Origin of the sequence: Oceanimonas baumannii (assembly GCF_002245495.1) — a bacterium.
GTDB lineage: Bacteria > Pseudomonadota > Gammaproteobacteria > Enterobacterales > Aeromonadaceae > Oceanimonas > Oceanimonas baumannii.
The window spans coordinates 100,723-115,822 of sequence record NZ_NQJF01000014.1 but is presented as its reverse complement, the minus strand read 5'-3'; the positions used below and the strand labels follow the sequence as shown (position 1 = coordinate 115,822).

The following is a 15,100-nucleotide window of genomic DNA, read 5'->3' as shown; positions in this document are numbered from 1 at the left end:
TAAAAACCCCAGCCAAATGGTTGGGGTTTTTATGTATTAGCTGCGCATAACTTGCGGGATAAAGCCGAATATCTTATGACTACCTGAAGCGAAAACGTATCGTGAATGCGCAGTGCTTCAGGAGCGGTGTGAAGTGAAGCGTTTGTTTACGGTCTGCGGGTAGCCGCACATTGATGCTGGTGATGGAGAGTAAGGTCATCAAGTGGATCTTTACCGGGCGCAAGTCTGATGAAGGAACTGGGCCTGATATGCAAGCAACCAGGGTCTCATACCTATAAAATGGCCTACTGTTGAACGACCATATATTCCCAACCGGTTGCATCGCGAGTTTACGCTCGCCGCATCGAATCAATACTGGTGTGGGGGATATTACCTACCTCTGGGCCGGTAGCCGTTGGTGTTATTTGGCTACCACCATGGATCTGTACTGCCGTTGGCGTAGTTGCAGGGAGAGTCAATGCCCCGATGGAAAGACTGTCCCGCAGTTTGAAAACGGAATGGGTACCAGCGACCGGCTATCCGTCTATGGCTGAAGCCAAAAGAGATATCGTTGATTATCTGATGAACTACTACAACCGGCAGCGTCCCATCAGCACAATGGGGGATTACCATCGGTTCAGGCCGAATACCGGTCTAATTTACTGTCCGGGATTAGTTGATCATTACACGTTTGTAGCGCCAAGACAGAGCAGAAATTGTTCTGCTCTGTCGCTAGGTATGGGAGCCTTAGAGTAAGAGACTCAGAGTCCGCCCAGGCATACGTATTTGATTTCCAGATAGTCATCAATACCGTATTTTGACCCTTCTCTGCCGAGCCCTGATGCCTTGACCCCGCCAAAGGGGGCCAGCTCGGTTGAAATCAACCCGGTGTTCACGCCAACCATGCCGTATTCCAGCGCCTCGGCAACGCGAAACACTCGACCCAGATCCCGTGCGTAAAAGTAGGAGGCCAGACCATATTCGGTGTCATTGGCTTGCCTAATGACATCGGTTTCGTCCCTGAAGCGAAAAACTGGAGCCAGAGGGCCGAAGGTTTCTTCCCGCGCTACCACCATATCCGGGGTCACATCCGCCAGCAGGGTAGGAGCATAGAAATTTCCACCCAGTGATTTGCCACCGGTGAGTAACCTGGCTCCTTTGCTCAGTGCATCGTGCTGATGCTGCGCGACCTTTTTGACGGCCTCGGCATTGATCAGTGGCCCTATGCTGACACTATCGGTCAGGCCGTTACCGACCTGCAGTTGGCCAACAGCTACCGCCAGCTTGTCGATGAAGGCATCGTAAACACTGTCCTGTACGTAAAAGCGATTTACACAGACACAGGTCTGGCCGGCATTGCGATATTTCGCCATCAGAGCGCCTTCAACAGCGGCATCCAGATCGGCATCATCAAACACGATAAAGGGGGCATTGCCGCCCAGCTCCAGCGATAGCTTTTTTACTCCGGCAGCACATTGTTGCATCAGTTTGATGCCGACACCGGTGGAGCCGGTGAAACTGAGTTTACGTACAATGGGGTTTTCACATAACTCTTTACCCACTTCCAGGCTGCGTGTTGTATCGGATGGCAACACACTGAACAGGCCGGCAGGGATCCCCGCCAGTTCGGCCAGATGGGCCAATGCCAACGCAGAGAAGGGCGTCTGGGGCGCGGGCTTGAGCACCATGGCGCATCCGGCAGCCAGTGCCGGCCCGGCCTTGCGGGTGATCATGGCTGAAGGAAAATTCCAGGGAGTAATGGCTGCCGCCACGCCTACCGGCTCCTTTTGTACCAGCAGGCGTTTGTCAGGGGCATGGGCGGGAATAATGTCCCCATAAACCCGTTTGCCTTCTTCGGCAAACCATTCGAGGTAGGAAGCGGCATAGGCGATTTCTCCCTTGGCTTCGGTCAGCGGCTTGCCTTGTTCGCGAGTCATGATCATGGCCAAGTCGTCCTGATGACTCATCATCAATCGGGCCCAGCCGGCCAGTCGGGCGGCCCGTTCCTTGGCCGTCAGGGCGCGCCAGGCGGGCTGAGCCGCCTTGGCTGCTTCAATGGCGCGCCGTGTTTCCTGCAGTCCGGTATTGGGGACCGAGCCGAGGCATTCACCGTTGGCCGGATCGTAAATCAGGGTATGTTCGCCATTGTCGGCATCGCACCAGCGGCCGTTAATGTAGGCCTGTTGGCGAAACAAGGAAAGATCATTGAGTTTCATAAAAGTCTCCTACAGTGCCGGTGTTAAGCCACCGGCACTGTGTATATTCAGGGGGAAGAGTGGGTTACCAGCTGCTGGGGAGCAGGCCCAGTACGGAGGCAATGGCGTAGACGCCACTGGAGGCAAAAATAAAGATGATAACGGCCTGAATGAGTGGGTGAGCGTACCAGCCGCAGACGAACTCGGGTTGTTTGTCCCCGTGTCGTCGGGAAACGCGCAGCAAAAGAATGGGGATAATTCCCATCAGTACACCGCCAAAGGTGCCAGCAAAATACAGGGCGTTTACAAAGCTTCCGATACCCGAGTAAGCCAAAATAAAGGGAGGAATAGAAACCGCCGCCAATACCATGGCACGTCTGATTTTGTTAGTGCCGTCACCCAGTCGAAAGTGATCGAACATATTGGTAAACAGGCAGCCACCCAGCCCCCAGTAGGAAGTCAACATGGCCATCAGGGCAAAAGTGTTGGCCACATAGTAGGCCCAGCTGCCCAAAGAGCTGCCCCAGCTCAGAGTGGCGACTTCAGTCAGGTTTTCCTGGCCGACCAGCGTAATGACCGAGGCCGGTACTGCAGCGACCAATACAAAGGTAATCACCATACCGATGATGATCAGTCGGGGTAGCTTGTGCGCTGTGGTGCGGTTACCCCGTACCAGTTCGGGAACCAGAAACTGGGCACCAAACACAAACACCGCCAGGTTGAACACGGGAACCATATACTGCCACTGGGTTTGCCACAGGTGGTTCAGTTCGGTGTTCTGGTGGACGAGGGTGGCACCAATCAGCACCAGGACCAGCACGACCATGCCACTGCTGACCAGTCGTTCACCAGCCCCCAGGGCCTTCAGACCCAGGTACAGTACCAGCACCGAAGGAATAAAAAACAGCAGGCTGCCCAGCTCGCGAGTCATGCCGTAGCTGCCGAAAAATTCGGTCATAATATTGCCGCTACCGGTCATGTAGGCAACCAGTGCGCCATAGCTGTTGGCGGCCACCGCCAAGAAAATTAACCAGCCGCCAATGGGGCCCAGGTAGCGTTTGGACAATCCGCTAAGTTGCTTGTTACCCTGGGTGCGCAGGCTGGCTTCTGCCACGTACAGCATGGTAATGATGCAGAATATACAGGCGATGGCCAGGCATACCAGCAGTGGCAGAAAGCCGGCATTGCGGGCTGCATAGGCCATGCCCATGATACCGGCACCGATATTGGTGCCGACGATGATGCCGATGGTTTCCATCGAGCTCAGTCGATGACTTTTTAAATCCCCTTTTTCAGCCGCCTCGACTTTGCCGAACGTCGTCAAATCCTTTTCCATCACACTCATTGTTCTGTTCTCCTTATAGACATCGTTGGTGTCGGTGCAGCCTTATCCCAGCAGCAGATATGTTTTACGAACGGTTTCACGGATCTCCCAGGTGCCTGAGGTGTTGGCCGGAAAGTAAATGGCATCACCAGCCTGAAAATCGACGGGCTCGCCTTCATCGGGAGTAAACCGGCCTGTGCCGCTGATGATGTAACTGTACTCAGCCAGTAATACCTGACGACGCCAGCTGCCGGGGGTGCACTCCCAGATCCCCGTAGTGTTTTGTGTGTCGGATAGTTCCCGATGCAGGGCTGTGCGGGTTTGTGCCACCGGCAGGCCGATGGGCTCGGCCACCGGAGTGGCTGCGCTGAAAAGAGTGTCGTTGGTCAAACGGATAATCTCGGTCATTATTATGTTTCCTTTGTTGTTTCAGGATTTGTCTTCAAGTCCGGATGGCGCCAGACTGGCCAGCATGCGATCCAGTGCTCTGCCCGGGCGGCCGGCCAGCTCTTCCCGCTCTTTGCGAATCACGGCGTTGCGCACCAGGGTGCCCCCCAGATATCGAAATGGCTCGGGAGGAAAAGGCTTGCAGGTCCGGTTTACCAGGGCGCACTGGCTCCATTGGTCCTGTCTGCCCAGGGCCAGACTGGCCAGGATCCGTCCACCAATGCGACTGGGGCTGACGCCATTGCCGCTCCAGCCAATGCCGTAATGAATGTTTGGCTGATCTTGTAGTTGTCCGAAAACCGGCAGGCTGTCGTAGGTACGGTCGATGGGGCCCGACCAAGAATGGCTGAATTCCACATCTTCCAGAGTGGAGTAAGTCCGGCGGAAGTCAGCTTCGGTCATGGCAATCCCCTTGTTGTCTTCGCTGAACAGGGGACCGATTTGAGAGCCATAGGAGAGCGCGCCGGTACCCTTGCCGAAGGCAATACGGCCGTCGGTGGTTGTCCGGTAATAGTCGACCATCAACTGGGAGTCGGTGATGGCTTCATTGCCGGTCCACCCGAGTTGCTGCAGGCGATCCGGGATCGGCTCGGTCACCACGATGGAGCTGTTAACCGGTACTATCAATCTGGCCAGTTCGGGCAGGCAGGCCGCCCAGGCATTGGTGGCCAGCACCACGCTATTGGCCAGTACCTGTCCCTGTGTTGTTTTGAGGATCACCGGCTGACCTGGCTGCAGTTCGGTGACACCGCTATGCTCCATGATCTCGACTCCGACCTGCTCTGCGACCCGCCGCAGCCCGCGGGCCAGGGCTGCGGGCTGAATGGTGGCATTGCTGCGCTCAAGTACGCCGGCAAGGTGAACATCTGATCCGGTAAGACGGGCGATCTCTGCTTTTGATACGCGCTCAAATGGCATGACGCCCAGGCGTTCACAGGCCTTTAGGGTGGTATTCCAGCTGTCGACATGAGCCGGTGTGGTGGCGGTCCATAACCAGCCACGTTGCTGGAAATGGGCGTCAATATTATGCTGACGGCAGAATTCACCCAGATCGCTGATGGCCTGCTCGGCACTGTGCCCGAGAAACAGGGCCTGTTCCTGGCTGCAAAAAGAGGACAGGGTGCCGATCTTGGGCCACCAGGACATGGCCATGCCGCCATTGCGGCCGGACGCACCTCCGCCGCAAATGTCCTGCTCCAGAATCATGACCCTGATATCCGGTTCATGTTGTTTCAGGGTCAGTGCCGTCCAGAGTCCGACAAAGCCACCTCCGATAATGGCGACATCGACCTGATGGTGTCCCTGCAAAGCGGCTGGATTAAGTGCTGTTGGCTCAGCCTGCTCGAGCCAGTAGCTGTGCTTAAGAGGGGGAGTGAGTGCAAGTTTCATTCGGTATCAATCCTGTTCAGATATTACCGACATATTCTTGCGTTACCTAAAGGTTGCAACAATGTTTCAAAGGTAAAGAACGGACGGGGTGGTTTGTTCGATCGTATGAAACCCCGACCCGAAAGGCAGTCAGGGCAAGTGTTGGCTGGTTATTGTGCTGAGATGGTGCAATGAAGGGAAAAGTGTGTGTTATGCGGGCGGGATCACAGCCGGGGAGCGTTGAGGTTAATGCTTGCCAAGCTGCCAGCACGCAGTGCAAACCAGAGTATGGCTACATCCTCTGTATTGCTGAGTGAGCGGCCGGTGATTGCCTCGATACGACGGATACGATAAACCAGCGTTTGTTTGTGAATATGTAACTGCTGGGCAGCTCCCAGCCAGGAGCGGTTGTGCTCGAGAAAGGTTCTCAGGGACATCAGCAACTGCGAACCTTGCTGTACATCGTGCTCCGCCAGCCGGCCCAGCACCTGTTGAAAAACCTGTCTGGCCTCGTCCAGGTTTCTGGGTTGCCAAGGCGTCAGATCGCTGTGAGCATACTGCTGAAACGGAGCTTCTGGGGTGGCGCAGGAGTGGGCCAGGCGCGCTTCACGCAACGCTTCTGTGGCACGCTCAGGATGTTCCAGAATATTGCTTAATCCCATGGGGCCGCCCAGTTGGTGCTGAAGTTCAATCGCCTGACTTTGTTCAACCAGAAAGATTAATTCCTCCCCCTGGACACGGCATAACGGCATGATCCCACGGCGCAGCAGGATATCGGAGAAGTCGGGGTCGTTTGCCAGGGAGGTAACGGCCAGTTGTGCCTGCTCCAGTGTGATATCAAACTGGGCTAGTCTCTGTTCAAGCAGCCGTGGTGACAAGCGGTGTTGTAATAAGTCGTCCAGTAACTCGGAACCCAGCCGCAGCTGACGCTCATGTTCGACTTGCAGTCGCTCTAACTCAATGCCCAATACGGCTACTACATGGTGTAGCAAGCTATAGTCGAGCAGGCCATCACTGTTTGCAACCAGCAGGCAGTTGCGTTGTGATGGTATTTCCATCAGCATTAATTGGCGGCTTTCATTTAGCCGGTAGCGCTGGATGATCCACTGTTGGCGCGGTGTTTTACTACGTTTATGCTGTAACAGGATGAGTTGGTCGACTTCCAGTCTTTTCAGGCTGGGCAGCCAGGGCTCCAGACTGTTACTTTCCAGCAGGCTCAGAGTAGCGCGGGTGTCTTTCTCAAGTCGCGATATCAGACGACTCAGTCCCAGCCCTTGCAGACCGAGCCGGGCGTTCTCGTATATCTGGGTAATCAGGTTGCGCCGTTCGAAGTCCTGCTGGCGGTTGGCTTCAACAATAGCGTGGGTGACGGCAGCGAAGGGAACGCCGTAATGGGTTAACAAAATCGGAAAATTAAGCGTATCGGCTGTTTCGCACAATGCTTGCAGGTTGTCCGGTGCCTGCATGTGTTCACCAATCATCAGACCGGCCAGCTCTGCCGATACAAGGCGCTCCAGGTAACATCGTTGTGCCTCGGGAGTGGAAGGAATCGCCAGACCCGTGGTCATCAGCAAGTCACCTTCTCCCAACCATTCAGTGGGGTCGTCCAGTTCGCAGACATGTGCCCAGCGTACTGGCCGCTCCAGCCCGCTACCAGATAACAGGCGAGTGCGTAATTCGGCCGTCTTGATGATGTCGTTGATGGTGAACTGCATAGTGAATGCTTCCGGTTTTAATGACAGGCTTTCATGAGGTGGATGACTTGTCCGGGCTCATTTATCAGGTTCCAACAGCTCTTTATCATGGCTGGTTTTTATACAGCTGTTTCATCACATTACTCGACTCTAGTGACGACGGAGTAGCTAACATGATGTTTACGTGGCTGACAAGCCGCCCCAGGTAGGGGGAGAGTGAAAAACCTAGCTGTTTGCTGAGCGACCACTCCTGATCTTTCAAGGCCTTTGCATTATTGATGGCGGGATTAGTACCGGCAAGTACTACCCAGTTGCCGCTGCTGAGCAGACAAGAGCGCACATCACAAAAGTGTGTATGCAGAAGCTGCATAAATTCATCGCTCTGATGACAATCCCAGCAGTTAAGCACCAGCCAGCCACCGACCTTGAGCTGACGGCGGCAGTTCTCCAGAAATTCGGCTGAGAACTGCTCACCTTCTGCATCATCCGCGTTATACAGATCGCTGAAAATGACATCCAGTTTTTTGCCCTGATAGCTACGCATGAACTCGAATGCATCGGCCTGGTGCAGTTGCATCCGTTTACCTTGTGGCAGCTGGAAGAAGCGCTGTGCGGCTTCAATCACCCCCGGACGCAGCTCCACGACCTGCTGCTTTAAACCGGCAATGCCGGCATGCAGGCTGCTGTTCAGTGTGCCGGCCCCCAGCCCCAGGGTCAGGGTCTGTTTGGGTGTGTTGAACAAAAGCACCAGCAGCATTGCTCTTACATACTCCAGCTGTGGCACATGAGGCTCACTTTTTTGCCAGCTGCTCTGGGCATCCGGGCCGCCAAAGTTAAGCGTACGCACCCCGTTATCTTCGAGCACCCGGATCTGGCCATATTGATCCTGAGCACTGAAAATTTCCTGTTCCATAACACACCTTTGCCGGGCAAAACGCCATTGTAACTCAGTGCAGCCGTGGTGCTGAAGCTGACTTGTCTGCGGGAGAAACATGACATCCAGTCTGTAAGAAAAGGGGAGAGGGCGCTCATGCTACTGCCTGAGGCATAGTGGCATCCTGAGATCTCGGAAGGTGCAACCGGAAAGTTAAGTAAACGCTTAACCCAAGTTAAAGAGACTGGTGTTTAACATTTTGTTAACCTGTTGCATTGTCTTGGTAATGCTACGCGAAGAGGTCTCATCAACCTGAAGTTCGGAGCAACAAGGTGATTATCCTTGGCTGCAAGAGAGCAGCGGGAGCTCAATATTGGTGCCTGGAGGACTTTCCCGGGCAACTGGCGTTACATTTTTCCTCATCCAGCTTTAAAGGTAGAGAGGGACCGATTTATGGAGGCTGAATGCGTTTTGTTATTGCTCGGATGAACCATGAAACCAACACCTTCTCACCTGTAAGTACTCCGCTTGCGGCTTTTGAGCCTGCGTGGGGGGAGGATGCCGAAAGAGTGGCTCAGGGCTCTTGTACTGCAATGGGGGCCTTTCTTGCATATGCCAGCAAGGTAGGAGCAGAAGTGGTAACACCGGTATTCGCAACCGCAAATCCAAGTGGGCGGGTGACGGATGATGCCTGGAAAAAGATGAGTGATGCGATTTTATCAGCCGTTGAACGTGGTTGTGATGCTGTCTTGTTGGATTTACATGGTGCCATGGTGACCGAAAGTTACCAGGATGGAGAGGGTGAATTACTTAAGCGTATAAGAAAAATAGATAAAAATGTCCCAGTAGGTGTTGCATTAGATCTTCATGCCAATATTTCGGATGAGATGGTTAATAACAGTGATGTTTTGATTGGTTTCAAAACTTACCCGCATGTAGATATGGAAGAAACCGGGGCTCATGTCGCTGGTATTATTGATGATATACTGAGAGCTAATGTCAAACCCGAAAAAACATGGGTGCACCCTCCCCAATTAGCACATACACTGATGATGAATACGAATGTGCCGGGTGCAATGCAGGAGATTATAGACGCTGCAGTAGCGTTCGAGAAACAACAGGGTGTTTATGCTGTTTCTGTGTTTGGTGGCTTTCCTTTGGCTGATGTAGAAAAGGCGGGAATGTCCGTTGTCGTCCTCGCTGATTCACTGGAGCTTGCTGATAGCATTAAAGGTAAGTTAAAGGCTCAGCTTTGGTCCGAAAGAGAACGGTTTATTTACTATGAAAGTCCCCTTGTAACGTCCATATCAGAGGCCATGCTGGCTAAAGAAAAGCCGGGTGCTGGTCCCGTTTTGTTGCTTGACCATGGTGACAACTGCATGTCAGGTGGTACTTGTGACACTATGGATGTCATAGCCGAAGCATTAAGGCAGGGGCTCTCTGATATTATTGCCGGACCTGTGTGTGATCCTTTTACTGTTGAACGAATGTATCAGGCCGGGGTCGGAAAAGAACTCACTCTTTCCATTGGTAATGTGGTGCCACTTTTTGGAAATGAAAAGGCAGGGCCTGGTCTGAAAATAACAGGTAAAGTCATGTCATTAACCGACGGTAAATATACCATTACAGGCCCGACGTATACTGGCATGGTCTGCTCTATGGGAAGGGCTGCAGTGTTGGACGCGGGAGATATAAAAATATTAATTACTGAAAAATCGCATGAGCCCTGGGATATAGGAGTCTACCAAAGTGTCGGTCTGGAGCCTCAGAGTTGTGATTATCTGATCATGAAATCACGAATGTACTGCCGTCCTGTTTTTGAGCCGATAGCAAAAGCATTAGTCGAATGTGCCAGCGCTGGTGTAACCAGCTCGAATTATGAGCTTTTTAAATATATCCACTTGGAACGTCCGGTATACCCGCTAGATGCAGGGTTTTCTTGGGGATGAACTGACTTAATATTCAGTTCTATATCATTTTATTCCCTTGGTAATTTATATTGCCAAGGGCTTTTTGCGTGACTGATTTTAATAGAAATATATTTCTCGTTTGTTTCTTGACGATGCCCTGAAAGCCTTCTATTAATTATATTTATTAGTATAAATTAGTTTTTCGCTGATTTCCGATGTGATCATCCCCGGCAACTTGCCAGTGTCGGGATCCACCCGCCCCATCCAAAATACAAGGGGAAATAAAATGAGAAGGACTCTCTATTCTCGGAAGTTTGTTATTTATAGTCTGATGATCCTGGGCTTTGTCATGCTCGAAAGCCCTATGATTCTGGTGGCTAATCAGGTTGAGCCCATGATTATGAATATTCCATTTTTCTTATTATGGAATCTCGGCTGGTGGGCTTTTATTACTATCTTATTTCTTGTTGCTTATGTCACTGATTGGGGCAGCAGCCGCGTTTCCTCATCTTTGCGTAAAGCCTAAGGAGATTTTGCTATGACCGGTAGCATTTTGATTATCGCCGCCTTCATGATTATTCCCCTGATGGTAGGTATTATCTCTTCACGGCAATTACAGGATACCAGTGAAGATTTTTTTGTACAGGGACGTGCGATGGGAAGCGTTGCGGTATTTTTTACCGTCGCTGCCACCTGGTGGAGTGCATTTGCCTTTTTGGGCTCCAATGCCACCTTCTATACCAGCGGGCCAGTGTACCTAACCGCACTGGCATGGAACCTCCTGTTCGGCTTTATGTACTACTGGGTGGGAAAGCGGGTTTGGTTTTTGGGTAAACGATTTAATTACCTTACTCCTTCCGATCTGATGGGCGATTTCTATAATAGTGAGTCTCTGCGGGTGTTGGTTGCTGTCATTACCTTGGTTTTTACCGTTCCTTATTTACAGATACAGCTGACTGGTGGTGCCTACCTGATTGAAGTTGCGTCAGGTGGTGTTGTGCCATTCTGGCTGGCAGCCTTGCTGTTCTATTTCATTATCATTGTGTATGTGTGGGTGGGTGGTATTCGTGCCATTGCATGGACAGATGTTATTTATGGTGCCTTGTTATTCTTTGGAATGATGTTTGCCGGTTACTATATTTCGACGATAGTCGGAGGGCCCGCTGCATTGTTCGCTCAGCTGCAACAGAGCTCACCCGAGCACCTGACCATGCCAGGGCCGAATGGCAATATGGGATACAGTATGTGGTTCTCGCTGTTTGTCATTGTGGCAATTGGGGCGTTTATGGGGCCGCAGATCTGGTTGCGGATGTACGCTGTAAAGAGCGGCCGGCTGTTTAATCTGATGCCCTTTCTCCTTGGTCTTGCGGCGTTTGCTTACTTCGGCTCGGTACTGACGGGGTATACCGGAGTGTTGCTGGAGCCCAATCTGGAGAACCCGGATCAGATTCTTCCGGTGATGCTGATGAACTACGCGCCGTATTTGCTGGCATCGCTCATTATGGCTGCTGGTGCTGCAGCGGCGATGTCCACAGCCAATTCTCAGATTCATGCTGTGTCTACGGTTGTCACTATGGATATCTACCAGCGCTACCTCAACCCTAACGCCACGCAGGCTCGGATAGTGGCCATCGGTCGCTGGTCATTAGTCGGGTTTTCCCTGGCCGCCTACATTATGGCGCTGACCGTGCCCGGTCTGTTGGTTACCATCGGCATCGCCGCTTTGGCCGGCACAGCCCAGTTGATCGTGCCCACCATTGGAGCCATTACCTGGAAGAGAGCTCATCCGAAAGCAGCCTTCTGGGGACTACTTGGCGGGGTGAGCACGGTGCTGCTCCTTACTTACGGTGCCAGTGTCAGTAATCCTCTCGGTTTGCATGCCGGTATCTGGGGGCTGCTGGTTAATGGCACCTTGTTTGTCGGGCTGAGTCTGGCGCTTGAGCGCAGTGATACCGATGTGGTCGAACGGTTTGTTCAAGCACGTCAGGAATATGATGCAGAGTATCATCCTGAAAACCTGGAAGATGAGGCCCGGCCGACAGGCAATACCGCCTCTGTTCGTTAACCTCGAGGGCAGGGTCTGTTCAGGCCCTGCCCGGTAAGGAGCCAGATATGAATCAGCAACCCTCACCTCGTCGTCAAAAACTGGCCGAGCTTATCAGCGATAATATTAAGCGCTGGATTGCAACCGAAGGGCTAAGTGAGGGAGATCGGCTACCCAATGAGAAGACGCTGATAGAGCTTTATGGCTGCGCCAAGGGCACTGTTCGTGAGGCGCTTAAAATCCTTGAGGTGGAAGGTCTTATTATCCTCAAAACGGGTCCCGGTGGAGGAGCCATTCTAAGCACGCCCGGTATGGAGCCGGCGAGCCGAATGCTGCGCAATTTTCTGCACTTTCGTTCTCTAGACGGCTATCAGGTTTACCAGATCCGGCGCTTGCTGGAAGTGGAAATGGCCGTTTCCGTGGTTGGCTTGTTAAGCGAAAGCGTGCTGGCAAGTCTGGAGGCCAATATGTTGGCGTGTGAATGTCATCAATCAGGAGAAGAAGATCAGCGGCGTCAGCGGTTCCTGGAGCTGGAGTTCCACAATTTGCTGGCAAAAGCGTGTCCTAACCCGTTGTTGTCATTTATGTGCCGCTTTCTGAACGACATGTTGCGCGATCTGGTCGTGGTCAAAAAAGCCTATGTACCGGAGCGTAAGCAGTTTGATAACGCTAATTACAGATATCACCATGATCTTGTTGCTGCTTTCCGGGCTGAGGATGCAGAAAGTGTACGGCGACTGATGGAGGAACATATGCGTGACGCAGAACAGCATATGTCTGCACTGGAAGCGGAAATGAGTGATCAGATGTTAATTACTCCGGGTGAGCGGAGTCAGGCAGTTGATGTTTCACCTTTGCTGAAGCTTGTTAATCAAACTCGTTGAAGCGACCCCATATTTCCTAAGTTAATCAAAAAGAGGGACCTTGATGAACACGGTACAACTTAACCCTGTTGTGACATTACACACCGATCGTGAACGCCTCTGGGATTCCCTGATGGAGCTTGCCAGACTGGGAGCGACGCCAAAAGGGGGTGTTAACCGGCAAGCGTTAACTGACCTGGATCGCCAGGCCCGGGATTTGTTTGTCGAATGGTGCCGGGCGGAGGGCTGCTCCATTCGTGTTGATGCGATAGGTAATATCTTTGCCCAACGTCCTGGTCAGGAACCCGGGCTGCCAGTGGTCATGACCGGCAGTCACATCGATACTCAGCCGACAGGCGGAAAGTTTGATGGATGTTATGGCGTGATGGCCGGGCTGGAGGTAATTCGCACCCTCAACCAGCATAATATTCAGACGAAAGCGCCGATTGAGGTTGTTGTATGGACCAACGAAGAAGGGTGTCGTTTTCCTCCTTGCATGATGGGCTCAGGCGTATTTACAGGACAGCTTGAACTGGAAAAAATGCTGGCCCAGACCGACCCCGATGGGGTTAGTGTCGGTGATGCCCTGACCAATATTGGTTACAGTGGCAAGGCGCAGGTGAGCAGTGACCATATCAAGGCATTCTTTGAAGTTCATATTGAACAAGGCCCAATACTTGAAGAATGCGGTAAAACGATAGGAGTGGTGGTGGGGGCTTTGGGGCAGAAGTGGTTCGACCTGACGCTTACCGGTCAGGAAGCTCACGCTGGTCCTACTCCCATGCGTTTACGACGAGATGCTCTGCTGGGGGCTGCCGAGATAACCCAGGCGGTGAACCGTATTGCCAATGAGCATCAGCCCCATGGCCGTGGCACAGTTGGTGTAATGCAGGTTCATCCAGGCTCGCGCAATGTTATTCCGGGTCAGGTCAACATGAGCATTGATCTGAGGCACTTTGATGCTGATACGCTGACAGCAATGGCGAACAGCCTGGTTGAACTGGTGAAAGACGTCAGTCAGCGCCATGGGCTGTGTGCCGAGCTTACTCCAACCGCAGATTTTATTCCCGAGCACTTCTCCGATAACTGTATCGATGCGGTACGCCATGCCTCAAATCAGCTTGGGTATTCACACATGGAGATTGTCAGCGGAGCTGGCCACGATGCCATTTTTATTGGGCGGATTGCTCCCGCCGGCATGATATTTGTCCCTTGCGAAAAGGGTATCAGCCACAATGAGATAGAAAATGCAGCTCCGGCCGACCTGCATGATGGGTGTAATGTGTTGCTGCACGCCATGCTGGAGCAGGCAATAATAGTATAAAAAATAATGATTAAATATGGTTTATGTTGAGAAGTGGTTATTCACTCCTGGCCTGACGGTGAGCCGGCTATTGGTTCACCGTCAGGTCTTAAACCGTTTATATATTTTCTGATTTGACTCTTTACAAAAAAAGCTGAAATAGTGATGTCGGTTACTTCTTACCATTAAACGGTACGTTGCTTGCACCTCGGCGTTTTGCCCCGGAATAACGGGGCAAAAATTTTATGGCCAGGATGGTTCTGGTGAATCAGTCCAGCAGTGCCTGCACTATCTGCTGCCATTCTTCTTGGGTGGAGCATGTCGGGCGTTGCTTGCCGGCGCGGCCATACCAGTAGTCGGCGTTCCATAATACGCCTTCTACGTGGTGCAGATAGGCATGTACCCAGGCGGAAGGCCGATCACTGTTATCACGTATACATTCATGGGCTTGTTCCCACTGGCCATTGGCATCCAGCCAGAGGGCGGTAAGGGCATCGGAAAGGCCGGCGGGTGGCTTGGACTGGTTGAGTGAGGCGTGAAAGGCTTTGAAGTTCATGCGTCTGGCTCCCTGCGGATGTTGTCAAAGCTTGATAAGGATCACAGTTTATCACAGCCAGTTTCTGAACAGGATATCGTGGCGGCGACGGGTACAATGCTCCGCAAAACACCTTTATAACAGGAAAGCAGGGGGGAGCTGCAACCCACATTCGGGACTGGCCTTTCATGAACTTATTTTAGGTGGCGCCCGTTCGGGCAAGATCCGGCTGGTGGAGCTGTGGGTACAGGCCAGCATCTTTGTCAAAGCGTGTACCGGTAAGTTTGATTTGGCAGGCTGATTTATTCGCTATTTTCCTTCATGTTTTTTCTGAACCCTTGTACGGCACTGCCTAGGTCATTACCCAAACTGCGCAATTTTTTTGAACCAAATAACAACACCAGGATTAATGCCACGATGAGGAGTTGCCATATACTGATGCCTCCCAGTCCCATAATTTATCTCCGTCTAAATAGTCGAGAGTTAATCTCAGGCCATACAACGGGGAGTATGACCCAGGTGCTTTATTGATACCGTATCAGACGACGATAGGTAATGATGTCA

General features: G+C 52.3%; 12 protein-coding genes and 2 pseudogenes. 6 read left to right on the top strand and 8 right to left on the bottom strand.

Annotation, left to right across the window (positions count from 1 at the left end):
* Window positions 1-222: 222 nt before the first annotated feature.
* Window positions 223-659, top strand: a pseudogene (locus tag B6S09_RS18675) (IS3 family transposase); the annotation flags it as partial.
* Window positions 660-740: 81 nt separating this feature from the next.
* On the opposite strand, the gene gabD reads toward B6S09_RS18675, so the two are convergent.
* From gabD to B6S09_RS15675, 6 genes are all read right to left on the bottom strand, one after another.
* On the bottom strand, window positions 741-2,195 hold the full coding sequence (gene gabD / locus B6S09_RS15700) for an NADP-dependent succinate-semialdehyde dehydrogenase (protein ID WP_094279439.1): 1,455 nt from the start codon (window positions 2,193-2,195) through the stop codon (window positions 741-743).
* 64 nt (window positions 2,196-2,259) lie between these two features.
* On the bottom strand, window positions 2,260-3,519 hold the full coding sequence (locus tag B6S09_RS15695; RefSeq protein WP_208321765.1) for an aromatic amino acid transport family protein: 1,260 nt from the start codon (window positions 3,517-3,519) through the stop codon (window positions 2,260-2,262).
* A 42-nt stretch (window positions 3,520-3,561) separates the two neighbouring features.
* The gene (locus B6S09_RS15690) at window positions 3,562-3,906 is read right to left on the bottom strand and encodes a cupin domain-containing protein (protein ID WP_166670335.1); all 345 of its coding nucleotides are present in this window, start codon (window positions 3,904-3,906) and stop codon (window positions 3,562-3,564) included.
* Window positions 3,907-3,927: 21 nt separating this feature from the next.
* Window positions 3,928-5,334: an NAD(P)/FAD-dependent oxidoreductase gene (locus B6S09_RS15685; RefSeq protein WP_094279437.1), complete on the bottom strand. Its 1,407-nt coding sequence runs from the start codon at window positions 5,332-5,334 to the stop codon at window positions 3,928-3,930.
* Between the two features lie 203 nt (window positions 5,335-5,537).
* Complete coding sequence (locus B6S09_RS15680) at window positions 5,538-7,028, bottom strand: PucR family transcriptional regulator (RefSeq protein ID WP_094279436.1); 1,491 nt, start codon at window positions 7,026-7,028, stop codon at window positions 5,538-5,540.
* Window positions 7,029-7,113: 85 nt separating this feature from the next.
* On the bottom strand, window positions 7,114-7,920 hold the full coding sequence (locus B6S09_RS15675; RefSeq protein ID WP_134113995.1) for a spermidine synthase: 807 nt from the start codon (window positions 7,918-7,920) through the stop codon (window positions 7,114-7,116).
* Between the two features lie 425 nt (window positions 7,921-8,345).
* Between B6S09_RS15675 and B6S09_RS15670 the strand changes: the two genes are divergently transcribed.
* The 5 genes from B6S09_RS15670 (at window position 8,346) to B6S09_RS15650 (ending at window position 14,022) form a co-directional block, all read left to right on the top strand.
* Window positions 8,346-9,830: a M81 family metallopeptidase gene (locus tag B6S09_RS15670; protein WP_094279435.1), complete on the top strand. Its 1,485-nt coding sequence runs from the start codon at window positions 8,346-8,348 to the stop codon at window positions 9,828-9,830.
* Between the two features lie 247 nt (window positions 9,831-10,077).
* Window positions 10,078-10,317, top strand: coding sequence for a hypothetical protein (locus B6S09_RS15665; protein ID WP_094279434.1), 240 nt, complete (start codon window positions 10,078-10,080; stop codon window positions 10,315-10,317).
* 12 nt (window positions 10,318-10,329) lie between these two features.
* Window positions 10,330-11,856, top strand: a complete 1,527-nt coding sequence (locus B6S09_RS15660; protein ID WP_094279433.1) for a sodium:solute symporter family protein — start codon at window positions 10,330-10,332, stop codon at window positions 11,854-11,856.
* Window positions 11,857-11,903: 47 nt separating this feature from the next.
* Window positions 11,904-12,719, top strand: coding sequence for a FadR/GntR family transcriptional regulator (locus tag B6S09_RS15655; protein ID WP_094279432.1), 816 nt, complete (start codon window positions 11,904-11,906; stop codon window positions 12,717-12,719).
* A gap of 43 nt (window positions 12,720-12,762) precedes the next feature.
* Window positions 12,763-14,022, top strand: coding sequence for a Zn-dependent hydrolase (locus tag B6S09_RS15650; protein WP_094279431.1), 1,260 nt, complete (start codon window positions 12,763-12,765; stop codon window positions 14,020-14,022).
* 247 nt (window positions 14,023-14,269) lie between these two features.
* On the opposite strand, the gene B6S09_RS15645 is transcribed toward B6S09_RS15650, so the two are convergent.
* Both B6S09_RS15645 and tatA read right to left on the bottom strand, forming a co-directional pair.
* A complete protein-coding gene (locus B6S09_RS15645) occupies window positions 14,270-14,557 on the bottom strand; it encodes a hypothetical protein (protein WP_094279430.1) in 288 nt (95 codons plus the stop codon).
* A 293-nt stretch (window positions 14,558-14,850) separates the two neighbouring features.
* A pseudogene (gene tatA / locus B6S09_RS15640) lies at window positions 14,851-14,985 on the bottom strand (twin-arginine translocase TatA/TatE family subunit); the annotation flags it as partial.
* Window positions 14,986-15,100 lie beyond the last annotated feature (115 nt).